The organism is Microbispora sp. CL1-1 (assembly GCF_012034195.1).
In the GTDB taxonomy this organism is placed as follows: domain Bacteria; phylum Actinomycetota; class Actinomycetes; order Streptosporangiales; family Streptosporangiaceae; genus Microbispora.
Genome location: NZ_JAATEK010000017.1, coordinates 117395 through 139271 on the forward strand (window position 1 = coordinate 117395; position 21877 = coordinate 139271).

General features: G+C 71.6%; 20 protein-coding genes. 13 read left to right on the forward strand and 7 right to left on the reverse strand.

Features of this window, described 5'->3' with window-relative positions:
* Positions 1-46: 46 nt before the first annotated feature.
* The 3 genes from HCK04_RS20925 to HCK04_RS20935 all read left to right on the forward strand — a co-directional run bounded on the left by HCK04_RS20925 (position 47) and on the right by HCK04_RS20935 (position 3543).
* Positions 47-1435 (forward strand): cation:proton antiporter, encoded by a 1389-nt coding sequence (locus tag HCK04_RS20925; protein WP_142649056.1) that lies wholly within the window; start codon positions 47-49, stop codon positions 1433-1435.
* A 138-nt stretch (positions 1436-1573) separates the two neighbouring features.
* A complete protein-coding gene (locus HCK04_RS20930) occupies positions 1574-2227 on the forward strand; it encodes a response regulator transcription factor (RefSeq protein WP_205830503.1) in 654 nt (217 codons plus the stop codon).
* Positions 2224-3543, forward strand: coding sequence for a HAMP domain-containing sensor histidine kinase (locus HCK04_RS20935; protein WP_205830504.1), 1320 nt, complete (start codon positions 2224-2226; stop codon positions 3541-3543). Before HCK04_RS20930 ends, HCK04_RS20935 begins: the two co-directional genes overlap by 4 nt.
* A 130-nt stretch (positions 3544-3673) precedes the next feature.
* On the opposite strand, the gene HCK04_RS43690 is transcribed toward HCK04_RS20935, so the two are convergent.
* Positions 3674-4450: a TetR/AcrR family transcriptional regulator gene (locus tag HCK04_RS43690; RefSeq protein WP_260617354.1), complete on the reverse strand. Its 777-nt coding sequence runs from the start codon at positions 4448-4450 to the stop codon at positions 3674-3676.
* A gap of 82 nt (positions 4451-4532) precedes the next feature.
* Here HCK04_RS43690 and HCK04_RS20945 point away from each other — a divergent pair, with 82 nt between their 5' ends.
* Positions 4533-4994, forward strand: coding sequence for a nuclear transport factor 2 family protein (locus tag HCK04_RS20945; RefSeq protein ID WP_205830525.1), 462 nt, complete (start codon positions 4533-4535; stop codon positions 4992-4994).
* A gap of 321 nt (positions 4995-5315) precedes the next feature.
* On the opposite strand, the gene HCK04_RS20950 is transcribed toward HCK04_RS20945, so the two are convergent.
* Complete coding sequence (locus HCK04_RS20950) at positions 5316-6419, reverse strand: ThiF family adenylyltransferase (RefSeq protein ID WP_205830505.1); 1104 nt, start codon at positions 6417-6419, stop codon at positions 5316-5318.
* A gap of 284 nt (positions 6420-6703) precedes the next feature.
* Here HCK04_RS20950 and HCK04_RS20955 point away from each other — a divergent pair, with 284 nt between their 5' ends.
* From HCK04_RS20955 to HCK04_RS20975, 5 genes are read left to right on the forward strand one after another with little or no spacing between them, the layout of a single operon-like run.
* On the forward strand, positions 6704-7219 hold the full coding sequence (locus HCK04_RS20955; protein ID WP_205830506.1) for a hypothetical protein: 516 nt from the start codon (positions 6704-6706) through the stop codon (positions 7217-7219).
* Entirely contained in the window at positions 7219-8856 is a 1638-nt protein-coding gene (locus HCK04_RS41320; RefSeq protein ID WP_185949006.1) for a hypothetical protein, read from the forward strand. The genes HCK04_RS20955 and HCK04_RS41320 overlap by 1 nt, the downstream gene beginning before the upstream one ends.
* Positions 8853-10508: a VWA domain-containing protein gene (locus HCK04_RS20965; protein ID WP_312845754.1), complete on the forward strand. Its 1656-nt coding sequence runs from the start codon at positions 8853-8855 to the stop codon at positions 10506-10508. The genes HCK04_RS41320 and HCK04_RS20965 overlap by 4 nt, the downstream gene beginning before the upstream one ends.
* Before the next feature lie 13 nt (positions 10509-10521).
* Positions 10522-11637: an AAA family ATPase gene (locus HCK04_RS20970; protein ID WP_142649059.1), complete on the forward strand. Its 1116-nt coding sequence runs from the start codon at positions 10522-10524 to the stop codon at positions 11635-11637.
* On the forward strand, positions 11634-14585 hold the full coding sequence (locus HCK04_RS20975) for a DUF5682 family protein (protein WP_142649060.1): 2952 nt from the start codon (positions 11634-11636) through the stop codon (positions 14583-14585). The genes HCK04_RS20970 and HCK04_RS20975 overlap by 4 nt, the downstream gene beginning before the upstream one ends.
* A 27-nt stretch (positions 14586-14612) precedes the next feature.
* Here HCK04_RS20975 and HCK04_RS20980 read toward each other — a convergent pair whose 3' ends face one another.
* From HCK04_RS20980 to HCK04_RS20990, 3 genes are all read right to left on the reverse strand, one after another.
* The gene (locus HCK04_RS20980) at positions 14613-14930 is read right to left on the reverse strand and encodes an arginase family protein (RefSeq protein ID WP_142649061.1); all 318 of its coding nucleotides are present in this window, start codon (positions 14928-14930) and stop codon (positions 14613-14615) included.
* A gap of 322 nt (positions 14931-15252) precedes the next feature.
* Positions 15253-15732 (reverse strand): hypothetical protein, encoded by a 480-nt coding sequence (locus HCK04_RS20985; protein ID WP_142649062.1) that lies wholly within the window; start codon positions 15730-15732, stop codon positions 15253-15255.
* Between the two features lie 448 nt (positions 15733-16180).
* The gene (locus HCK04_RS20990; RefSeq protein ID WP_142649063.1) at positions 16181-17032 is read right to left on the reverse strand and encodes a hypothetical protein; all 852 of its coding nucleotides are present in this window, start codon (positions 17030-17032) and stop codon (positions 16181-16183) included.
* A 647-nt stretch (positions 17033-17679) separates the two neighbouring features.
* Between HCK04_RS20990 and HCK04_RS20995 the strand changes: the two genes are divergently transcribed.
* From HCK04_RS20995 to HCK04_RS21005, 3 genes are all read left to right on the forward strand, one after another.
* Positions 17680-18162, forward strand: a complete 483-nt coding sequence (locus HCK04_RS20995; protein ID WP_142649064.1) for a helix-turn-helix transcriptional regulator — start codon at positions 17680-17682, stop codon at positions 18160-18162.
* Between the two features lie 175 nt (positions 18163-18337).
* Complete coding sequence (locus tag HCK04_RS21000; protein ID WP_142649065.1) at positions 18338-18667, forward strand: hypothetical protein; 330 nt, start codon at positions 18338-18340, stop codon at positions 18665-18667.
* 725 nt (positions 18668-19392) lie between these two features.
* On the forward strand, positions 19393-19590 hold the full coding sequence (locus HCK04_RS21005; protein ID WP_142649066.1) for a hypothetical protein: 198 nt from the start codon (positions 19393-19395) through the stop codon (positions 19588-19590).
* A gap of 360 nt (positions 19591-19950) precedes the next feature.
* On the opposite strand, the gene HCK04_RS21010 is transcribed toward HCK04_RS21005, so the two are convergent.
* On the reverse strand, positions 19951-20337 hold the full coding sequence (locus HCK04_RS21010; RefSeq protein WP_142649067.1) for a hypothetical protein: 387 nt from the start codon (positions 20335-20337) through the stop codon (positions 19951-19953).
* A 200-nt stretch (positions 20338-20537) separates the two neighbouring features.
* On the opposite strand from HCK04_RS21010, the gene HCK04_RS21015 reads away from it, so the two are divergent.
* Positions 20538-20699 (forward strand): hypothetical protein, encoded by a 162-nt coding sequence (locus HCK04_RS21015; protein ID WP_168066130.1) that lies wholly within the window; start codon positions 20538-20540, stop codon positions 20697-20699.
* Positions 20700-20810: 111 nt separating this feature from the next.
* Here the strand turns inward: HCK04_RS21015 and HCK04_RS21020 are convergent, their stop codons facing one another.
* The gene (locus HCK04_RS21020; protein WP_142649068.1) at positions 20811-21854 is read right to left on the reverse strand and encodes a sporulation protein; all 1044 of its coding nucleotides are present in this window, start codon (positions 21852-21854) and stop codon (positions 20811-20813) included.
* Positions 21855-21877: the final 23 nt, after the last annotated feature.

The window sequence follows — 21877 nt, forward strand, 5'->3', positions numbered from 1 at the left end:
GTTCCGAACGAGTCACAGGTTCCGACCACGAGCGGAGGCACTTGCCATGCCCGTTCCGGCCCTTCTCTCCGTTTCCGCCCCTGATTCTCCCCCCGCCCTCGCCGCCCTTGCCGAGCAGGCCCAAGCGGTCGATCCCAACCTGGAGCTGGTCCTCAGGGTGCTGCCTGCCCTGGCCGTCATCCTGCTGACCGCCGCGGTGTGCGGCCGGCTGGCCAACATGGTGCTGCAGCCGCGTGTTGTCGGCGAGATGGTCGCCGGCGTCCTGCTCGGGCCGACGCTGCTCGGCGCGGTGTTTCCCGACGCGCAGGAGGCACTGTTCCCCGACGAGGTCAGGCCGGTCCTGTACGTGCTCAGCACCCTCGGCCTGACGTTGTACATGTTCCTGGTCGGGGCGGGGATCGACCACGACGCCCGGGAGCCGGGCGAGCTGCGCAAGGCGGGCGTGCTCGCGGCGGCGGGCATCCTCTCTCCGGTGGTGCTCGGCGGCGCCGCCGGTCTCGCCCTGTGGGACAGCCTCTCCCGCCCGGACGTCGGCCGGATCGAGTTCGCCCTGTTCCTCGGGGGAGCGCTGTCGCTGACCGCGTTCCCCATGCTCGCCAGGATCCTGTACGAGCGCGGGCTGCAGAACTCCCGTATCGGCAGGGTCGCCCTGCTGGCCGCCTCGATCGACGACGCCGCGGCGTGGTGCCTGCTCGCGGCGCTGTCGGCGGTGCACCTGGGCGGCGGCACCGGTGACACGCTGCGCACCATCGCCCTGGCGGCGCTGTTCGCGGTGGTGATGCTCGGGGTGGTGGCCCCGCTGCTGCGCCCCCTCGGCCGCCGCGTCGCGCGCACCGGGAGCCTCAGCGCCGGAGCCGTGTACGTGATCGTGCTGGTGCCGCTCACGGCCGGATGGATCACCGACGCGATCGGCGTCTACTCGGTCTTCGGCGGCTTCATCGCCGGGTTGTCGATGCCGCGCGATCCGGCGTTCCGCGCCGCTCTGCACGGCCGGATGATGGACGTCGTATCGACCCTGCTGCTGCCCGTCTTCTTCGCGTTCTCGGGGCTGAACACCCATCTCGGCGGCATCGCCGGAAGCTCCGCGCTCCTGACGTTCGCGCTTATTCTGGCCCTGGCCTTCTCCGGGAAGTATTTCGGCTGTTCGCTGGCGACGCGGGCGTTGGGATTCGGCTGGCGTGAATCCTGGGCCATGGGCGCGATGATGAACGCCCGCGGACTGATGATCCTCATCTTCATCAACATCGGCCTGGCACAGGGCATGATCACGCAGGAGCTCTTCGCCATGCTCGTCCTCGTGGCGGTGCTCACCACCGCGGGGGCCATGCCCCTGTACAAGCTCGCGCTGCCGGAGCGCCACGAGCGGGCAGGCGCGGCGACCACGGGGAGCGCGACCCCGGTGGGCGCGGCGGCCGGCGAAACCGGTTTCAACTAATTTCATGTGTGAATTCGGACATTCGCAGAACACGGAGGGAGGTTTCCGGGGAAGGCGTTCCGAAGTCTGGAAATTTCCCAATTGTGGTGCCACGGTGGTCCGGTGGCACGGATATCGGGGACATCCGAACCGCGCTCCATGCGCCTGCTGCTCGTGGAGGACGACCGCGAGCTGGGAGACATGCTGGTCGAGGTGTTCGCCGACCAGGGCTACACGGTCGACCTGGCGCTGGAGGGCCAGCGGGGCCTGCATCTGGCGCTGAGCCGCGGCTACGACGTGATGATCATCGACCGTGGGCTGCCAGTGGTCGACGGGCTCGATCTGCTGCGGCGGCTGCGCAAGCAGGCCGTCACCGCTCCGGTGCTGATGCTCACCGCCTTCGGCGCCCTCGCCGACCGGGTCACCGGACTCGACGCGGGCGCCGAAGACTATCTGGTCAAGCCGTTCGAGATCGAGGAGCTGCTGGCCAGGGTGCGCGCCCTGCACCGCAGAAACCTGGACCAGGCCGCGCTGCTGCCGCTCGGCGACGGCTGGCTCGACTCCGCGTCCTGCACCGTACGGCTGCCGTCCGGCGAGCAGGTGCCGCTGTCCGGCCGGGAGTGCCGGCTGCTCCACGCGCTGGCGGCCCGCCCCCGGCAGGTGCACACGCGTACGTCGCTGCGGCAGCGGATCTTCGACGGCGCCAGGACCGAGGCCATCGTGGACACCTACGTCTACTACCTGCGCGCCAAACTGGGGCACAACGTCGTCCGTACGGTGCGGGGCGTGGGGTATCGCCTGGGTGAGCTGTGACGGCCCTGCGGTCCTACGACCCCGAGCGGCGCCTGCTGACCCGGACACGCCGCCGGATCACCGCGCAGGTGGCGGCCGTGTTCTCGCTGGCGATCGCCCTCCTGGGCACGCTGGTCTACTGCGTGGTGGTGGACGAGCAGGACGCCACCGCCCGGCGTGATCTGGCCGTGGCCGCGATGTCGGCCCCGATGGACCACCCGCCGCCCTGCGTATGGCTGTTCGAGCTCCGGGCGGGCACCCTGCGGAGCACCCCGGGGGCGCCGGAGAACCTGCCGGTGCGCGAGGAGCTCGACCGGGTCGCCGCCGACGGCCGCACCCGGGTCGAGGTCGCGGAGATCGGCGGCGCGACCTACCTGGTCCGTACGCAGTGGCGCGGCGACGCGCTGCAGCAGGCGGTGATGGACCTGTACTACCCCGTCACCGAGCGGGAGCGGCTGCTGCGCACGCTCTGCGCGGCCGAGATCGCGGCTCTGCTGGCGGCGTTGCTGATCGGCCAGGTCCTCGCCCGCCGGGCGATCGCGCCGCTGGGCGAGGCACTCGACCGGCAGCGCCGGTTCACCGCCGACGTCAGTCACGAGCTGCGCAGCCCGCTGGCCCGGCTGCACGTCCGCGCGCAGCTCGCCGCCCGGCGCCTGCGGCGCGAGCCCGATCCCGATCTCGTCGCAGGCGACGTCGACCGGCTGGTCACCGGCATCGGGCAACTCGGCGAGGTGATCGACGACCTGTTGCTGTCGGCCCAGCTCAGGCAGCGCCGCCGGCCGTTCGAGCCGGTGGACCTGGGCGCGCTGGCCGAGGAGTCGGCCGACGCCGAGGCGGCCCGCGCCGGGCAGCGCGGGGTGACGATCGACGTGCGGCGGGGTCCGGGTGACCATGTCGTGCGCGGAGCGCCGTCCGCGCTGCGCCGGGTGATCTCCGCGCTCCTCGACAACGCGCTCCGCCACACCTCGGCGGGCGGCCACATCAAGGTGACCGTGTCTTCGGAGGAACAGACCGTACGGCTCAGCGTCCGGGACGACGGCGTGGGTCTGGACCCGCGTGACGGCGAGCGCCTGTTCGGCAGGCATGCCGGATTGCCCCACGCCGGAGGTCTCGGCATCGGCCTGGCCCTCGTGAGCGAGGTGATGGACGCCCACGGCGGCACGATCGAGGTGGACGGGCGGCCGGGAGCCGGGGCCGCCTTCACCATCCGCCTCCCCCGGGCGGCGCCGGACCCCGCGCCGCGTCTCGCCCGGGTCCTCCTGCCCCAGCAGGCGCACGGCGAGACGAACCGAACGCCCGAGGCGACCACCTCCGGCCACGGCGACGCCTCCCTGTAGTCCTCCGACCTGTAGTCCTCCGCGCCGTTTTCCGGGCACGGGCCGTACGCGGCCGGCTGCGAGACCCGGAGGCGGGCAGGGGGCGGATACGGGACGGGTCGGCCGCGGGACGGGTCAGCCGCGGGACAGGTCAGCGGCGGGATGGGGCCGGTCGGCGGGCCGCCGACAGCAGGGCAAGCGCCGCGGACCGGGCCCGCTCGGCGGGGCCGGTGGCCGTGCCCATGGCGGCGGCGACGATGGCCCCCTCCACCAGCAGCAGGAGCTGGTCGGCGAGCGCGTCCGGATCGGCGGCGCCCGCCTCCGCCGCGAGCGTGCCGAGCCGTTCCCGCAGCCCGTTCTTGTGCGCCCGCGCCGCCGCGGCGACGGGCGGTGACGTCGGGCCGAGCTCGCCGAAGGCGTTGATGAACGAGCAGCCGCGGAAGTCCGCCGTGCCGAACCACTCGGCGAGGAAGCCGAAGACGGCCGTCACCCGGTCGCCGGGTGCGGCGGCGCGGGCGACGTGCTCGTCCAGGGACCGCGTCCACCGCCGGTCGCGATGCTCCAGGTAGGCCTCCACCAGCGCGTCCTTCGAGGGGTAGCTCTGGTAGAGCCGCTTGAGCGAGACCCCGGCCGCGTCGCGGATCTGGTCCATGCCCACGGCCTGGATGCCCTGGGCGTAGAACAGCCGCTCGGCGGCGTCGAGGATGCGGCGGCGCGCCTCGTCGCCGTCGATCCGCCCGCGCCGAGCGGTGCCCGTGCCATCGGTGTCCCCCGACCCGCCCCGGCCGGCGTCCGCGTGCCGTACGACCTTCGACCCGCCCCGAGCGGGGTCCGTGCCTCGGTCGTGCACCGGACCGCCGCGAGCGGTGTCCGTGCCTTGGGTGTCCGCCGACCCGCCCCGAGCGGTGCCCGCGCTCTGTGGTGCCACCGACCCCCTCCTCGCCCGCGAAAACGGTCGTTCTCTAGGATACGTATGGAGAACGATCGTTCTCCAGCTTGGGAAGGAGAGCCTGATGAGCACACGTCCCCCGCTTCCGCCGTTCACCGAGGAGACCGCCAGGCAGAAGGTGCAGGCCGCCGAGGACGCCTGGAACACCAGAGATCCCGAACGCGTCGCGCTCGCGTACACGGAGGACTCGGTGTGGCGCAACCGCTCGGAGTTCCTGACCGGGCGAGAGGAGATCGTCGCCTTCCTGCGCCGCAAGTGGGAGCGCGAGCGTGACTACGCCCTGCGCAAGGACCTGTGGACCTTCGGCGGCGACCGCATCGCCGTACGGTTCCAGTACGAGTGGCACGACGCCGAGGGCCGGTGGTGGCGCAGCTACGGCAACGAGTTGTGGGAGTTCACCGCAGACGGCCTGATGAGCCGCAGGGAGGCGAGCATCAACGACGTGCCGATCGAGGAGAGCGAGCGGCGCATCCACGGCCCGCGCCCCGAGTCCGAACGCGGGGCGGCCATCCCGCTCGCCTGACCATGCGCTCGGTCATCTGATCGTGAGTGCGCCTGACCGGCCGGATCGCGCGGCCCGCTTGATCCGGGGCGCGGTCGTCCGATCGGGGACGCCGCTCGGGTGATCGGCCGGGCGACGTGGCCCCCTGATCGGGCGCGGTCCCCTGATCGGGCGCGGTCCCCTGATCGGGCGCGGTCGCCTGATCGGGCGCGGTCGCCTGATCGGGCGTGGTCCCCTGATCGGGCGCGGTCCCTGAACCGGCCGGGGTGGCACGGCGCGCCCGGCCGAGGCGTGCCCGCCTTGTCGGCGGCCGGTTGTCCGCACCGGCCGCCTGGGGCCGGGTCACCCGATCATGCTGCCGAGGGGCCCGGCGCCGAGGGGGCCCGTGCGGAGCGCGTCCGGCGCGCAGGCCGGGCAGTCGGGCGCCGCCGGATGGCGTGTGTAAACGTGCTGGTCCGGCGCGACGAGGTTGACGCCCGTGACGTAGCTCCCCGAGGTCGTGGGCATCCCGGTCAGGAACGCGATGACCGCCTGGGCGGTCAGGTGACCCGAGACCCCGGCGGAGGGCGCGATGACGTCCGGCCCGCCGAGGTCGAGGGGGATTCCCGGCGCGAGCGGGGCGTCGACGCTCGCGGTCAGGCACTCGTAGCACGGGCCCTCGGGTGTGAACGCCGCCACGCTCACCAGCGGGCCGTTGTAACCGCCGAGCGCCCACGGGATCTTCTCCGTCAGGCAGGCCCGGTTGACCCAGATGCGGATGCCGCCCCGGCCTGCCGGTTCGTCGGCGCACATCGCCACCGCGTCGAACCCGTGTACGAGGTCGAGCATGTCCTCCTCGCATTCGACCGCGCGGGTCTCACCGGTGACGCGGACGGAGGAGTTGACCTCGGCCAGCCGGGCGACGGCCACGTCCACCTTGGGACTGCCGATGTCGGCCTCCCGATAGAGGGCCTGCCTCGTCAGGTTGGACAGCTCGACCAGGTCGCGGTCCACGCAGTGGATCGCGCCGACGCCGCACGCGGCGAGTGCCCAGGCCGTGTGGCTGCCGGTGCCGCCGAGCCCGAGAACGAGCACGCGCGAGCGTTTGAGGCGCACCTGGGCATCCCAGCCGTGATCGCGTGGCGCGAGGCCGCTGCCGTGGAAGAACGCCGCGTTACGCGAGTAGCGTTCCAGCTCCCGCGGGCTGAGCTCCTCGGGCCGCGAGCCGGCGGCGTCCTCCACATATCCGGAGGTGAGCAGGCGATCGACGATGCCGGTCGCCTCGGCCTCCGTGAGCCGAGGGTACGCACGGCGCAGGCGGGCGACGACCTCCTGCGGAGTCCTGGTGCCGTCCATCGCGTTCAGAGCCGCCCAGACGTGCCCTTCCGGGTCGTTGATCTCCCGGGTGGTGCCGCCGATCCGGATCCGGTCGTTGCCGTACCGGTGGGGGCGGTGCTGGGTTCTCACACGGGGCAACCGCAAGGCGACCTCTCGGCATCGCGACCGGGACAGTAATCGACAGATGGATCTTTCTGGAATTGACCAGATATGTCAAGACGAATGCCGAAGCAGCATGCCCTCTGCGTACGGCGGCGACGAGGTCGATTCGTCCGGCCCGAGCAGGTCAGGGCCGCCGGCCGGTGCGGGAGCCGTACGTGGATGGACCGGCCCGGACACGTACGTGACCGCATAATGCCTGGCAGCCCCACGTGCGCGGCTAAATGTCGTAGGGCTCGGCTACGTTCCGGATCATGACAGACCGTTCCCCCAACGGCTCCCCCAACAATGCCGCCGAGTGGGCGCGACACAGCAGGCTGCGGGTGGTGCCGCAGGTCCAGCCTCGCAAGCTGGCGAAGGTCCCCTTCGTCGAGCTGGCGGACGGCAGGCTGCAGGGCGTGGTGTCGAGCGGCTCGGACATCGGCCGGGTCTACGTCTCCTCCATCGCCGCCGGCACCCACAACTACAACTGCAGCACCAACAACAACCGCCCCTGCGGCGGCCTGTACGGCTCGCCGTGCAAACACCTGCGGGCCCTGGTCGCCGAGGCCGTCGTGCAGTACGGCGCCGACCGGGTGTCCCGTTATCTGCGGGTCGAGGTCCCCGAGGGCGCGGATCTGGCCGACTGCCTGGGCGGCGTCCACGAGCCCGCCCCCGCCGCGGTCGTGTTCAGCCGGTTCCTGCGCCACCTTGCCTATCTGGAGGTGCCCGGCACGACCCTGCCGATCCCGGAGCTGCACTGGTTCCCGGCCACGGGGACGGTGGGCTGATGCTCGCCGTACAGCTCGCCGCCCTGCTCGGCGGCGACCAGGGAAACGCCGGTGAGGGGACGGAGGAGGCGCTCGCGCTGCTCGACGGCTTCGACGACGCCCTGGTGCACGGCCTGGCCCGGCTCGCCGACGAGCGCGCCGAAGCGGTGGCCGCGCTGGCCGCGGCGTTCGCCGCCACGCCTCTCGGCGACCGGCTGGCGGATGCCGTCGACGCGGTCGTGTCCGGTTCGATCACGCAGGAGCACCTGACGGCGCTGGCGGGCGGCCGGGTCGCGTTGTCCGGCGCCGTACACGACGCCCTGCTCGAAAGCCTGGACACGGCCCTAGGACGGGAGCGAGCGGAATGGCCGCCGACGCCCGGCATCCCTGAGGCGGCGAGCGACTCCGGCGCCCAACCGGCTGGTCGGCCGGCCGCTGAGCCGTCCACGCAACCGGCCGGTCGGCAGGCCGCTGAGCCGGCTGCGCAACCGGCCGCTCAGCCTGTCGCGCCACCCGCCAGCGAGTCGGCCGCTCAGCCTGCCGCTCAGCCTGCCGCGCAACCGGCCGGTCAACAGGTCGCTCAACCGGCTGGTCGGCCGGCCGCTCAGCCTGCCGGGAACGTGCTCGGCGGCGTCCGGTCCTGGCTGCGCGAGCTGGCCATCACCGGCTGGCGCGGCGTCGACCACGACCTCGTCTCCGCGGCTGACCAGGTCATCGAGGCCCTGCTCGCCGCGCCGGGTCTGCGCAGGCTCGCGGTGCTGATCGACGGCTTCGCCGCCGAGCTGCGCGCCTCCTGCCCGATCGGCTCCGCGGAGCACCTGCCGGTGCGGCGCTGGGCGGATCTGTGGACCCGCGCCCTGCTGCTGTCGCAGGACGGCGTGCTGACCGGAGAGCCGACCGGTGAACCCGGGCCCGCCGCCATGGTGTCGGGACGGCTGCTGGTGCTCGGCGTCGACGTGCACGAGCACGGCACCGCCGTACAGTTCCAGGTGCACGCCGTTCTGGAGCCCGCCGACGGCGGCACGCCCCGGCTTGTGCGCACCTCGGTCACGGCCGCGAAGGTCGACACCATCGTCGGGACCGCGCTGTGGAAGCTGCCGCAGCGCCACAAGGTGCTGCTGGCCGCGCTGGCCGACCGCCGCAGCATCGAGATCGCCGACGTGCCCCTGCTCGACAGCGGCGACCTCGTCTGGCACGACGACCGCGCCTTCGTGAGCAAGCCCGCCGACCCGTTGGCGACCGCCCGGCTGTGCCTGCCCGGCGCGCTCGCCCCGGCGGTGCCGCCCCTCGATCGCGTTCCCGTACGGATCGCCGAACCCGTGCTGGTGGAGGGCTACAAGGTCACCAAGGACGGCTCCTTCGACCTGGACGGCACCCTGCTCGCCGTGGACACGGAACGGCTGCCCGACTGCGGCCCGCTCACGCCCAAGCTGGTGGCGGCCTCGTCGGTGTGCGTGGGACTCATGCGGTGGGACGGCGGCCGATGGACGCTGCAGCCGGTCGCCGTACAGGCCAAGGTCAAGCGCGAGGCGGTCGTGGTCGCCACCGGCGACTGGGCGCTCGGCCCCACCGACCCCAAGGCGGCCAAGGCCGAGGCCAGGGCCGCCGACGCGGTCGCCGTACTGCAGGAACGAGCCGGACGGTTGCTGCGACGATGAGCGACGACACCCCCACGACCGGCATCCCCGCAGCCGGTGCCCTCACGACCGGCGTCCCCACGGCCGGTGAAGAGGGACTGCCGAGCGCCGGCAGCTCCACGAGCGACATCCCCGCCGCAGGCGTCTCCGCGACTGGCGTCCCCGCGACCAGCGGCTCTGCGACCGGCGTCCCCACCGCCGGGGAAAGCGACCTGACGAGCGGCGGCATCTCCGTGGCAGGCGAAGGCGGTTTGACGGGCGCCGAGCGCAACCGGCGTCAGGTGCTCTACTGGCGGCTGCTCGCGCGGCTGTTCGACCACGACGAGCAGCCCGCGCTCGAGACCGCCAACGTCGCGGTCGTCGGCGACCTGGGCCTGCCCGCCGGGTTGCTCGACCCGGCCGTTTCGGTCGACTCGCTGGTGCAGCGCTTCCCCGAACTGGCCGCCGAGTTCGAGACCCTGCTCACGCCGGGCGAGCACGTGCCGGGCGGCGAGGTGCGCCGGGCGGCGCTGGTGTCGAAGCTGCTGCTCAACGTCTTCGCCACCGGTTCGGGTGACGTCAGCGCCACCCGGCTCGCGACCTGGCAGAAGGACGCCGCCTGGCTCAAGCAGGCCCTGTGCGCGGGGCAGGCGCCCGGACCGGGATCAGGCGCCGGACCGGGCGCAGGGCCAGGCACCGCGCCGGGAGCGGCGGGCGGCGACTCGGGAGCGGAGGCCGAGAGCGGTCCGGGGGCCGGGCCCACGGCGGGGCACGGGCCGGGTGCCGGGTTCAGGATCGGCGACGACGACCTGGCCAAGGCGCTGGCCGGCATCGAGGCCGAACTTGTCAGCCGCATGCGGCTGCGCGAGGTCCTGGCCGATCCGGCCCTGGCGCGGCAGCTCACGCCCAGCATGTCGCTGGTCGAGCAGTTGCTGCGCGACAAGGCCAACCTGTCGGGGGTGGCGCTGGCCAACGCCAAGGCGCTGATCCGCAGGTTCGTCGACGAGGTCGCCGAAGTGCTGCGCACCCAGGTCGAGAAGGCCAGCGTGGGCGCGATCGACCGGTCGGTGCCGCCGAAGCGGGTGTTCCGCAACCTGGACCTCGACCGCACGATCTGGAAGAACCTCACCAACTACAGCCCCGAAGACCAGCGGCTCTACGTCGACCGGCTCTACTACCGGCGCACCGCGAGGCGTACGACGCCGGCCAGGATGATCGTGGTGGTCGACCAGTCGGGTTCGATGGTCGACGCGATGGTCAACTGCACCATCCTGGCGTCCATCTTCGCCGGGCTGCCCAAGGTCGACGTGCACCTGGTGGCGTACGACACCCGCGCGCTCGACCTCACCCCGTGGGTGCACGATCCGTTCGAGGTGCTGCTGCGCACCCAGCTCGGCGGCGGCACGGACGGCACCGCCGCCCTGGCACTCGCCCAGCCGAAGGTCGCCGACCCCCGCAACACGGTGGTCGTGTGGATCTCGGACTTCTACGAATGGAACAGTCCCGCCGTCTTCGCCGGGATGGAGGCGCTGCACCGGTCCGGCGTACGGCTCATCCCGGTGGGCTCGGTGGACAGCGGCGGCCAGCAGAGCGTCAACCCGTGGTTCCGGCAGAAGCTCAAAGACCTGGGCACGCCGGTGATCTCGGGCCACATCCGCAAGCTCGTGTTCGAACTCAAGAACTTCCTCGCCTAGGAGACCCCCTCACATGACCAACGAGATGCTCCGCGCGCCCGCCGAGGTGAAGTACGCCGAGGAGCTCGACTGGCTGGAGTCGATCGACGACGGCCCCAAGCCGTTCTCCTGGCGGCTCAGCCCCCGAATGGTGCGGCTGTTCGTGCTCGGCAGCGAGCGGTCGGACGGCCTGGACCGTGAGATCCCGCAGAAGTGGTTCGGCGACCGGGGCTTCGTCGAGCGCAGCATCGTGACGCTCGCCTCCGACCGCGGCCTGCTGCTGATCGGCGACCCGGGCACCGGCAAGAGCTGGCTGGCCGAGCTGCTGTCGGCCGCCATCTGCCGCGACTCCACCCTGGTGGTGCAGGGAACGGCGGGCACCACCGAAGACCACATCAAGTATTCGTGGAACGTCTCGATGGTGATCGCCAAGGGCCAGTCCCGCGAGTCGATGATCCCCTCGCCGATCATGACGGCCATGGAGCAGGGCATGATCGGCCGGTTCGAGGAGCTGACCCGCGCCACCAGCGACGTGCAGGACGCCCTGATCTCGATCCTGTCGGAGAAGTACGTCTCGATCCCCGAGCTGGACACCGACAACACGGTGTTCGCCAGGCCCGGGTTCTCGATCATCGCCACCGCCAACAGCCGCGACCGTGGCGTCAACGACCTGTCCTCGGCGTTGAAACGGCGTTTCAACTTCGTCCGCATCCCGGTGGTGACGAGCAAGACCAGCGAGGCGGAGATCGTCCGCTTCCGCACCACCGAACTGCTGCGCCGGCACCGCATCGAGCTGGACGTGCCGCCCTCGCTCCTGGACATCCTGCTGCAGAGCTTCGCCGACCTGCGCGCCGCGGCGGCGTCGGCCACGAGCGAGGACGAGAAGCTGGAGTCGGCCCTGTCCACCGCCGAGCAGATCGGCGTGCTGGAGGACGCCATCCTGCACAGCCACTTCTTCGGCGACCGGACGCTGCGCGCCGAGACGCTGGCGGGTGCCCTGGTGGGCTCGCTGGCCAGGCGCTCTCCGGAGGACCTGGCCATCCTCAACAAGTATTGGCACGGCGTGGTCGAACCCCGCAGCAAGAACGACGGCGGGGAGTGGACACGGTTCCTCGACGGTGGCCGCCAGGCGATCTCGACGCTGTCATGAGCACCTTCGACGCCCTTCGGGAGCAGCTCCTCGACGCCGCCGCGGCCTTCTCGGGTGGCGGGGACGCGCCGCCTGCCCGGACGCTGGCGGGCATCCTGTCCGGCATGGTCGACGACGTCGACCGCATGCTGCGCGAGGAGCTGGAGATCTTCCCGGTCTGCCACCACTCACCGGCCTCCGCCCTGGCCATGACCCGGAGGCTGCGCGACAAGCGGCCCAAGGTCGTCTACCTGGAGCTGTGCGAAGACCTGCGTCCGCTGCTCGACGAGCTGCGCAACTGCCGGCTGCCGGTGGCGTTGCAGGCGTTCGCGACCGATCTCGACGGATTCCCGCCCGGCTCCGGGCCGCTCAGCGTGATCGCGCCGGTCACCGAAGCGTCGGCGGAGTATCAGGCCATCGCGTACGCGCTCGACACCCCCGGCGTCGAGATCGTGCTGGTCGACCGCTCGGTGGACCACGTCTTCCAATGGCTGCCCAAGGAAGGCGACGGTTCGGCTCCCCAGCAGGAGCCCGGTGAGGCCGGAGACGGGCAGGGCGACGAGGCGGCGCTGCACGGCGACGCCGTGGGCGTCGAGATCGGTGACCTGCGGCCGCGCTTCGCCGAGCTGGAAAGGCACCTGCTGCACCACGGCAAGGTGCGGCACTGGTCGGAGTGGTGGGACCAGTACGTCGAGCAGACGCTGACCGGGGCCGACTACGCCACCTACCGTCAGGCGATGGCGCTGGTCGGCAGCCTGTTCCGGCGGCTGCGGCCCGACGGGGACGGGCGTGTGGCCGTCGACGAGGAACGCGAGCGCTACATGTGGACGCGGATCCGCGAGCACCTCGCCGCGTCGGGTGCCGACCCCGCCGACTGCTTGTACGTGTGCGGGGCCTTCCACGCCGTCAGCGACGTCGCCGAGTTCGGCCTGCGCTCCGAGGCGGTGCCGTACGAGATCGGTCCGCGTACGGGCACGCGCTGGCTCTACGGGCTGATCCCCTCCAGCCACTCCGCGATCGAGGCGCAGTTCGGCCTGGCCCAAGGCTCGGTGTCCATCGCCGCCGCCACCTGGGCCAAGGCGGTCAAGCGCGGCGGCCTCACGCCCCACCGGCTGGCCGGGCAGCAGGACGGGCCGGGGAAACGGGCCGGCAAAACCACCCAGGCCGCCAAGTCCGGTGTCAGAGCCGCTGCGAGAGCCGGTACGGGAACCGGTGCGGGAGCCGCCAAAACCGGCTCGGCCACGGCCACACCGGCCGTCGCCGAGCCGGTGGACGACCGGCTGTCGGGATTCCTCGCCGGCCCGCCAGCGCTCGACGGCCTGGATGAGGACGAACTGCGCGGATGGTGCGTCGACATCGTGCGGCTGGCCCGCCGCAACGGCTATCTGGCCAGCACGGCCGACGCCATCGCCGTGTTCGAGACGTCGATCCTGCTGGCGGGGTTGCGTGGGCGGGCCAGGCCCACGCCGTACGACTTCGCCGACGCGGCCGTCACCTGCATCGAGAAGGACGCCGTGCCGGGCCGCCGGGACGTCCGCCGCCTGTGCGAGATCCTCCTGGGCGGCGACAAGATCGGGATGGTCGGCTACGAGGCGCTGCCCCCGCTGGTCCGCGACGTGTACGACCGGCTGGAGCCTCTCGGGCTCGACCTGACCAGGCGCACCCAGCACCGGGTGCTGCTCGACCTCAAAGCGGATCCCGAGCTGGAGCCGTGCTCCGATCTGCTGTGGACGCTGCGTTACCTGCTGCCCGAGGGCGCGGTCCGGCCGATCATGGGGGCACGCCGCCTCGGCGAGCGTCCGATCCAGGAGAGCTGGGACGTCGCGCTCGGCAAGCACCAGCGGGAGATCATCGAACTGGGCTACGAGGGCGTCACGGTCGAACAGGTGCTGGAGCAGCGGCTGCGCCGCACGGCGTGGGACCCCCAGGCCACGGCGGGGGTCGCACTCGTGGCCGTCGAGGACGCCATCCTCTACCTGGGCGGCCGCCGCCTCGCCGGCGAGCTCGGCACCCGCGCCGTCGAGCTGCTGGCCGCCGAACGCACGGTGGACGACGCACCCGAGGTGCTGCGCCGGATCAGGCGGCTGCTGACCTACTACCGGTCGAGCGAACCCGAGCTGCCCGCCTGGTGCGAGGACTTCGTCACGGCCGGATACGCCCACTACTGCACGCTGCTGCCCACCGCCTTCGCCGACGACGACACGGGCGTGCGCCAGGTCGGCGCGATGCTCGGCTTCCTGTTCACACTGGAGAGCCTCGCGCTGTCGCTGGGCTGCGACCGCGCCCAGCTCGAACTCGCCGTACGGCAGTCGCACCCGCGAGCCCCGGCCAAGGTCGCGCTGCTGTGGGCGGCGCAGACGCAGCTCGGCCTGCTCACCCGGGAGGAGCTGCGCGCCCGCTGCGACGAGCTGCTGGCCAACCCGCTCGTCGTCCCGGCCTATCCGCTCTATGTGAGCGGGTTCGTCCAGGCGCTCGAACCCGTCCCCGGCCTCGCGCCGTTCGTGGTCGAGGCGCTCTCGAAGGCGTTCGCGCGGCTGCCCGACCCCGTCCTGCTGCCGTGGCTGCCGAAGCTGATCACCACGTTGCGCAGGCACGCGCCGGAGCTGGTCCCCGTGCTCGTCCGCGAGGCCGGGCGGACCTTCCCCGGCACGCTGGCCGAGCTGGACGCCTGGACCCCGCCCTGGGAACGGCCGGCCGCGCCGGCCCGGAAGCCCCGGACAGCGCCCGCGCCGAGAGGTCCGGTGCCCGCGCTGCTCACCCGGCATCCGCAGGCGTGCGACGCCATGGCCGCGCTGCTCGGCTGTACGGCGGAGTGGGGGAGCGCCGGGCCGGAGCCGGGTTCGGAACACGGTGCGGAGCGGGGTTCGGAGCACCGTTCGGAGCACCGTTCGGAGCACGGCGAGGTGCGGGCCCTGCTCACCCGGCACCCGGCGACGACCGGCGCGGTCGCGGCCCTGCTCCGCCGGTGACGCCCGCGCTCACTCAGTGGTCCGCGATCACTCAGTGGTGGCGTCGGCGAGCAGGGCGGGGACGAGCGAGGCGAGGACGGCCCGGTCCTCCTCACGCCGAGGGGCATACTCGGTGATCCCCGAACCGGCCAGGGGAAAGCGGGCCGTCAGCGCGCGTACGGCGTCTCGCAGCGTCGCGACGGACAGGCCGCCCGCCTCCGGGTAGCTGAGCGACCCGAACTCCTCGGGGTCGAGTACGTCGAGGTCGATGTGGATATAGACGGCGGTGCCCCCTACACCGGCTCCGCCTCCACCCCGCAGTCGCCGCCGACCGGCCCGGTGCCCGGCGGCACGTGCGGGTGACACTCAGGCCCGGTGGTTCGTACGCGTGGAGGCCGGGCCTGGTGGCTCGTGCGCGTGGCGGCCCGGCCGGGCGGTGGGTGCGGGTGGTGCTCCAACCGGGGGTGCGTGCGAGTCGGTTTGGCCCGTCATGCCGGGCCTGTCGTGCGGGGCCTGTCGTGCGGGGCCTGTCGTGCGGGGCCTGTCGTGCGGGGCCTGTCGTGCGGGGCCTGTCGTGCGGGGCCTGTCGTGCGGGGCCTGTCGTGCGGGGCCTGTCGTGCGGGGCGTGCCGTGCGGGGCCTGTCGTGCTCGGGTCTTCGCCGGTGGGATTTCCCAGCCGGTGGGGGGCTCAGCTGGTGGTTCTGGGGCGACGGCGGAAGCGGCAGGGCGACGGCGTGCGCCGATCTTCCAGTGCTTCCAGCACCGCGTCGATCCGCTGCCGGCAGTCATACGGCTTCGTGTGCCGCAGGCGCCCGTCCCGCCTGTTCCGGGCCGCGTCGGCGGGTGCGTCGGTCATGAGGCCCCACTGCCAGTACCACTTCTGCACGCCGTGCAGCACGCACACATAGAGAGTGCCGATCTCGCTGGAGCACTGCGCGGCGTACGTCGCGATCTGGTGCCAGTTCGCGACGAGCGGTGTGGTGGTGGTGGATCCTCCGGCGCGGACGTGCGTCACAACGTACAGGCGCGTGTGCTGGTCGAATTCGGCTTCGACCATGTCGCTGAGCAGGCGTGGCTGCCGCAGGATCAGGTGGGCTCGGGGCGGGGGCCAGGACGAGAACGCGAGCAGGCTGAGCAGTGCCACCTCGATGCACCAGTCCAAAGTCATCGGAGGGGTTCCCTTCGTCGGAGGCCGCACCGGCATTCGTCCCCGGGCGAAGCCCGACCGCGCACACCGCCTTGCTTCTGTCGTGTCGCGGGATGTCGGAATCGGGACGCGGGTGCGGTCCAGGAGGTGAGACGAAACAAGGAGAGCGGCTGCGACGATGCCGGTCGCAGCCGCTCTCTCGCGGCGCGTTTCCATCCGCGACCCTGCCCCAGGTAGCGGGGCGCGAATGGAAACGATCATCCGGTGCTCCAGATGGCAACTCCGCCGCGAACCGGACGAGGGACGTCCACTAGTAACCCCCACGTCCCTCGTCTTTCTCGGCGGTGGCGCGCATCGCCGAGAGCATTTCGGTGCTGTCGTCGCCGGCGCGGTGGGATGTCGGTTCACCGCGCCGGCTGACACCAGGGCGAGCGGTTAGCCGCGCCGCCCGGCGCCGTGGCCGCCCCAGCTACCGGCCCCCGCCGTGGCTGGAAGAGCCGAAGTGGCTGCCGAAGCCGCCCGGACCGAAGTGGTTCGAGCCGCCCCGCGGACCGCCGCTGTTCGAGCCGCCCCGCGGACCACCGTGGTTGCCGTTGCCCCAGCCGCCGGGGCCGCCGTGGTTGCCGTTGCCCCAGCCGCCCCAGGTGCCACGGCCCCAGTGGCCGCCCCAGTGGTTGCCGCCCCAGTTGTGGCCCGGGTTCCAGTAGCCGCGGCCGGGCAGGCCGTACCAGCGGCCGGGCAGGCCGAGGGTCGTGTCGCAGCCCCAGCTGCCGGGCAGCGGGACGTAGCGGTCCTCGACGACGTAGACCGGCGTGGTCATCCCAGCCCCGCAGGACGGCGAGACGTAGATCCCGCCGTTGACCACGGACTGGCAGCTGGGGAGCACGTAGGTCTGGGTGCCGACGACGTACTCGTGGACGCCGGTGCCGAGCTCGTAGCCGGGGAGGCCGTACCAGCGGCCGGGCAGGCCGGTGACGATCTGGTCGCGCCAGACGCCCGGCAGGGCATAGGTGCGGCCGGACAGGACGTACACCGGCCGGGTCAGCCCGGCCCCGCAGGACGGCGAGACGAGGACCCCGCCGTTGACGACGTACTGGCAGCTGGGGAGGATGTACGTCTTGCCCTTGAGGATGAACTGGTGGACGCGGATGTCCGAGCGCGGCGCCGGAACGTGTCTGGCGGTGTCGACCGGACGGACAACGCTGCCTGAGGCCTGCGAGGCGGTGCTCGCCGCGCTCGCGGCTTCGGCGGCCACCACCATGGGAGTGACCAGGGCAGCGGTGGTGAGTGCCCCCGTGAGGAGGGCCTTCTTCATCGTCAAGAGACGATCCTTTCCTGAGGTGTGCTGCTGTCGGATCGAATGCGCATCCCGTAAGCCGGCGGTGCGGCGACGGCGAGGAGGGATGCGCAGGACCGCAGTCGAGGCGGTTCCGGCCGGACTCGCCGCGAGAGTCTCCGCCGGGATCGGGAGTGACCCCGGACCGGAAACACATGACGCCATTACGCGTCCTCGCTCGTGTCAGCAGATTTTGACGACACGGAGGGCCGGAACAGGTCGAGAGTCCGCACCCCCGCCGCTGCCGCGATGGCGTCCGCCGTGGTGCGGCGGCATGTGCCTCGCTTGAGCAGACCGTCGATGCACTGCCTGGTAAGGGCTGCCCGGCGAGCGAAATCGGCCACGCTCTCACTGCGACCGACCATCAAGGCGCGCAAGAGCGCCACGCTCCGAAGGTGCATCTGCGGCTTTCCCGCCATTGCGAACCTCTCCGATGGAAACTTCATCATCAGATTCTGCTGACGTCCCGACTGCAGGTCGCACTCTAATCCGGCCGAGCGCGGCCGCACGTGAAAACGCAAGGTTTCCGCGAATAAATCTTGTAGGGGCCGGCCTTTTGTGACGCATCTTGTTGACACAACTGGTCCCCGTCTTCGTCGGGGTTTGCTCCCTGTCGTCAGGATCTAGCGGGCATGATGGGGGTGATCGCGGCCAGAAAGAGTCGAGGAGCTGACAACCGAATGCCGTCGCAGCGCGTGACACCCCAGCCCCCCACCCCCCTGAGCGACTGCATCCGCGACTACGTGGCGGACAAGGGAATGAGCATCCGCACGCTCGCCCTTAGGTCGGTGAGCGAAAGCACAGGTCAGGGCCTCACTGCCCAGTGGATTACCGACGTGCTGAGCGGCCGGGTGTCGAGGATGCCTGATTTGTGGCGTCTGGAGGCTCTCGCGGCCGGGCTCGAGATGGATCCGGACAGCGTCAAGGCGCTGGCCATCAGTCAGTGGATCGGATGGGACATCGCCGATGTGCGGACCGGTCCCGGAGAACGCCTGATCTTCCGCGTGCCGGCGGGTTATACAACTGAACAGTGCGCACGCCTCGCCGACGAACTCATGCAGGTGATCAATAGCGCGGCCGAGACAGAAGCCGAGACAGAAAGGGAAGAAAGGTGATTTTCCGGATGCACGGTCGCCTTAGCGGGTGCTGATGCGTCAAACTTTCCTGGCATCGAGCAGCGAAACGATCGGGGACGTGATTGCACAGAAAGGATATGGTGGATGATTCGTGTCATCACCGTCGCAACCATCAGTGGAATTCCGTCGCGCCCACTTGCTGCATAGCTCCCCGGTGGTAATCCACCACGCACTTGGCGAGAACAGGATCATCGCCTTCGTCGACGAGAGCCAGTTCGCTCCCGAGCTGATCGCCCCCATGGACGAGCTCGGCGCGGCGACGCTGAGGCGGCTTGAGCCCGTCGAGGACGCACGCCCGACGCCGGCGCTGCGCATCCGCATCAGAAGAAGTGGAGATCTCGGCCACGAGCTCGTCGTGGCCGAGTACGCGACAGAGGAACTCACGGTAGCTGTCGAGAAGACTCTCATCACCGAGGAACTGGCCGCCGTCCTGGGTGAGGCGGGCACCACGGTCACCCGCGCCTTTGTCCGGCGGACGACGTGAATGTCGTTCTGGAACGTGCCAGAACGGCGTGCCGCCCGGCGGCGCGGGGATCGCGGGCGGCGTCAGGAAGGGAGTGCGGCTCTGCGAGCAGGCCGGAGGAGTGAGGGGAGGAGGCGGCGAAAGTCAGGGTTCACGCGGGGAGGGTGGCAGCCGCCGCGCGCAGCCGCGCGTCGCGCCCATGATCAGAATCATGCGGGGGGACGCCTTGTGGGCGGCCGCTTGCCGCGCTCACGGTCGGGGCGCGGGCAGGGGTGCGGCACGGGCGAGCCGTTCGCGGCGTCCACGGTCGGGACTCACTCGGGGGGGTGGGTGGCTTGCGTGTGTGGGCCGCTCGTCACGCTCGGGGGCAGGGCTGATGCAGGCGGGGGTGCGAGTCCTGTGTGCACGGTCGCTCGCGGCGTCCACGGTCAGGGGGCATGCGGGGGGTGCGGGCGCTTGTCACGCCAGTGGTTCAGGAGTCGTGCGGGCGGGGGCGATCGGTGGGAGGCCGGGTGCGCTTTGACGGGTGAGCGGGGCCATGATGCCGGCGGGCTCCCGCCGGCAGGCCCTTCTTGCCCCTCTTCGAGCGGGCGCGGTGCTCGGACGGCGATCGCGCGGGCTTCGACGGAGCGGTGCCGGGCTGGACCGTGCCCTCAGGAGCCGTGGCGTTGGGCTGGACTGCGCCGTCAGGAGCCGTGATGTCGGGCTCGACTGCGCCGTCAGGACCTGTGGTGCCGGGAGCCGTCGTGGCCACTGTGCCGGCGGGTGGGGGCGGGCCCGGCGCCGGGCCCGAGGCGCCGCTGCTCGCCCAGACGCCCACCGCGGTCAAGGCCACAGCTCCGGTCAGGATCGCGGCGCGGATCAGCTTCGGCCGCGTGAAGGAGCGATGGCGTCGGGACTTCGCTATCGGGGAGGGCTCGGGTTCCGGCTCGGATCGGCCATGAGGCCGGCCGCCGAGGGTGTCGCGCCGCCCGGGGACGGACGCGTACGGCGGCTGCTTGGGCTGCGCCGTGCGGGCGGGGCCGTAGGGGGCTCGCCCGATGCGCCGGGGAGAGCGAGGTCTGTCGTGGCCGTTCATCACGCACTCCGGATCGAAGATTGTTCGTGCCATCACTGAGGGAGAGGGGATGGCTACGAACGGTATCCGAAGATCTGAGGGTCGCGACCGGCTTTGGCCCCAGGTTGTCAGCAAAATCTGCTGACAACCTGGGGTTTTTAAATCCCTCGTCGAGTCCGTGCTCGATCGAGGGTGATGCGTCCGATCCTCAGGCGGGATCTCTGACGAGATCCCCGATCACCGTGGGTCAGCCGCAGGACGTGGCGGCGACGGTGGCGGCGGCGTCATCGGCGGCCCCGCAGCTGCTGGCGAGACTGTTGTCCACCAGGACCACCGGTGCGGTGACCACCGGCGCGGTGATTACCGGCGTGGTGACCACGGGAGTGGTCCAGTAGCCGAGCGGGCGGCTCCAGTAGCCGAGGGGACGGTTCCAGTAGCCGTAGGGGCTGCCCCAGTAGCCACCGTGCCAGGGGCGACCCGAGTGGTGACCCCACCCGCCGTTACCCCAGTCGCCGGCGTGTGCGGTTGCGGCCGCCTGCCGCGGGGCCGCCGTCTCCGCCGAGGCGGCGATCGGCGCCATGACGACGATTCCGGCGGCGCAGGCAGCGCCGGCCAGGAGCAGTCGACGGATCATGCGTAACCTCCTGTATGCGTGAAGTCACTGGTTGTGACCGCTGTCACGCTACAACTCCTCTGATCACGCACGTGGACGGCGACACTCCAAGCGATGGCAATGTCGCAGGCGGCGCTGCCGCACCCACAAAGCCGCCGAACCGACACAACTGCCGCACTGATACACCGGGCGCGCTGATACGCCGGGGCGAGGAAGAGGCCATGGAGGGCCTGGAGCCGGCCAACGCCTACTCCACCGTGCCGCTCGACACCGTGCCGCTCGACACCGTGCCGCTCGACGCGTGCCGCTCGACGCGCGCCCGACTCCGGCGACGACGATGTGGCGCTGAGATGCCGGGCGCGCTGTTACGCCGAGCGCGATGATGTGCCTGGCGCCGGCTCGGTCCCCGGCCCGCCTGGGCCGTGAACACCATCGCCGGCGCTCGGTCCTGTGCGAGGGATCTACCTCAAGGTCGAGAGGCACCGGGCGGGGGGTCACCAGTCGCCGTCCCCGCCCTCGTCGCCCTCGAAGATCTCTTCGATGATCTCGCCTGCCACCAGGCCGCCGACGATGCCCGCCGCACCGGCCGCGGCCACCGCGCCCCAGCCGGGGCCGTCGTGGTGCCCGTGGTGACCGCCGTGCCCATAACCGTGCCCATAGCCGTGCCCGAACCCCTGGTCAGGCCCATAGTCGTGCCCATAGCCGTGCCCATAGCCGTGGCCGTGGTACCCGTGGCCGTGGTCCCCGTGGCCGTAGCCGTGCTCGTAGCCGCCGTACTGGGCGAGCCCGCTCAGCCAGCGATCGATCTCCCCGGGCCAGTCCATGCGCACCGCGTCCTCGTGGCCGACGCGGAAGCGGCCGATGGCATCGCCGGAGTACCGTCCGGCACGCTTGTCGGCCTCCAGGATCACCTCCAGGCCCGCGGGGTCGGCCACGAAGGTGAGCTCGACCTCCCCCACCACATCGGCGTGCCGCGGGGGCGGGTAGAACTCGATCTCCTGGTAGAACGGCAGCTCCTGGCGTACGCCGTACAGGCGGCCGGCCTCCAGGTCGGCAGACTTGAAGGCGAAACCGAGCTGGAGGAACGCCTCCAGGACGCGCATCTGCGAGGGAAGCGGCTCGACGGAGATCGGGTCGAGGTCGCCCTTGTCGACGGCCTTCGCGATGGCCACCTCGGTGCGTACGCCGAGCGCCATGCCGGTCAGGTGCTGCCCGTCGATCTCGCTGATCGGGGCCTCCCACGGCACCGGGATCTGGAAGGGGATGCTCCGGTTCTCGCCCTGGCGCAGGGTGAACGGGCCGGACACCCGGGTGCGGGAGAGCTCGCCGAGCCCCGCGCTCTCGCCGTCGCCGTGCTCGATCTCCACCCCGGCGACCAGGCCGAGCGTGATGTTCTCGATCTCGGCGTCGAAGTCGCCTCCGGACAGTCTCACCTCACCCGTGAGCACGCCGCCCGGCCGGACTCGCGGGGTGGCCAGTACGGTGTCCACCGAGGGGGCGCCCGCCCCGAGGGCGCCCAGCATCCGCTTGAAGACCACGTGTTTCTCCCCTGTCGACGGTC

Bases quoted from the DNA above. Each gene is read 5' to 3' on its own strand.
- HCK04_RS21015 (WP_168066130.1), top strand. From the start codon at position 20,538: ATGGAGGGCCTGGAGCCGGCCAACGCCTACTCCACCGTGCCGCTCGAC.
- HCK04_RS20995 (WP_142649064.1), top strand. From the start codon at position 17,680: ATGATGGGGGTGATCGCGGCCAGAAAGAGTCGAGGAGCTGACAACCGA.
- HCK04_RS20925 (WP_142649056.1), top strand. From the start codon at position 47: ATGCCCGTTCCGGCCCTTCTCTCCGTTTCCGCCCCTGATTCTCCCCCC.
- HCK04_RS20955 (WP_205830506.1), top strand. From the start codon at position 6,704: ATGACAGACCGTTCCCCCAACGGCTCCCCCAACAATGCCGCCGAGTGG.
- HCK04_RS41320 (WP_185949006.1), top strand. From the start codon at position 7,219: ATGCTCGCCGTACAGCTCGCCGCCCTGCTCGGCGGCGACCAGGGAAAC.
- HCK04_RS20985 (WP_142649062.1), bottom strand. From the start codon at position 15,732: ATGACTTTGGACTGGTGCATCGAGGTGGCACTGCTCAGCCTGCTCGCG.
- HCK04_RS21010 (WP_142649067.1), bottom strand. From the start codon at position 20,337: ATGATCCGTCGACTGCTCCTGGCCGGCGCTGCCTGCGCCGCCGGAATC.
- HCK04_RS20965 (WP_312845754.1), top strand. From the start codon at position 8,853: ATGAGCGACGACACCCCCACGACCGGCATCCCCGCAGCCGGTGCCCTC.
- HCK04_RS20930 (WP_205830503.1), top strand. From the start codon at position 1,574: ATGCGCCTGCTGCTCGTGGAGGACGACCGCGAGCTGGGAGACATGCTG.
- HCK04_RS20975 (WP_142649060.1), top strand. From the start codon at position 11,634: ATGAGCACCTTCGACGCCCTTCGGGAGCAGCTCCTCGACGCCGCCGCG.
- HCK04_RS20970 (WP_142649059.1), top strand. From the start codon at position 10,522: ATGACCAACGAGATGCTCCGCGCGCCCGCCGAGGTGAAGTACGCCGAG.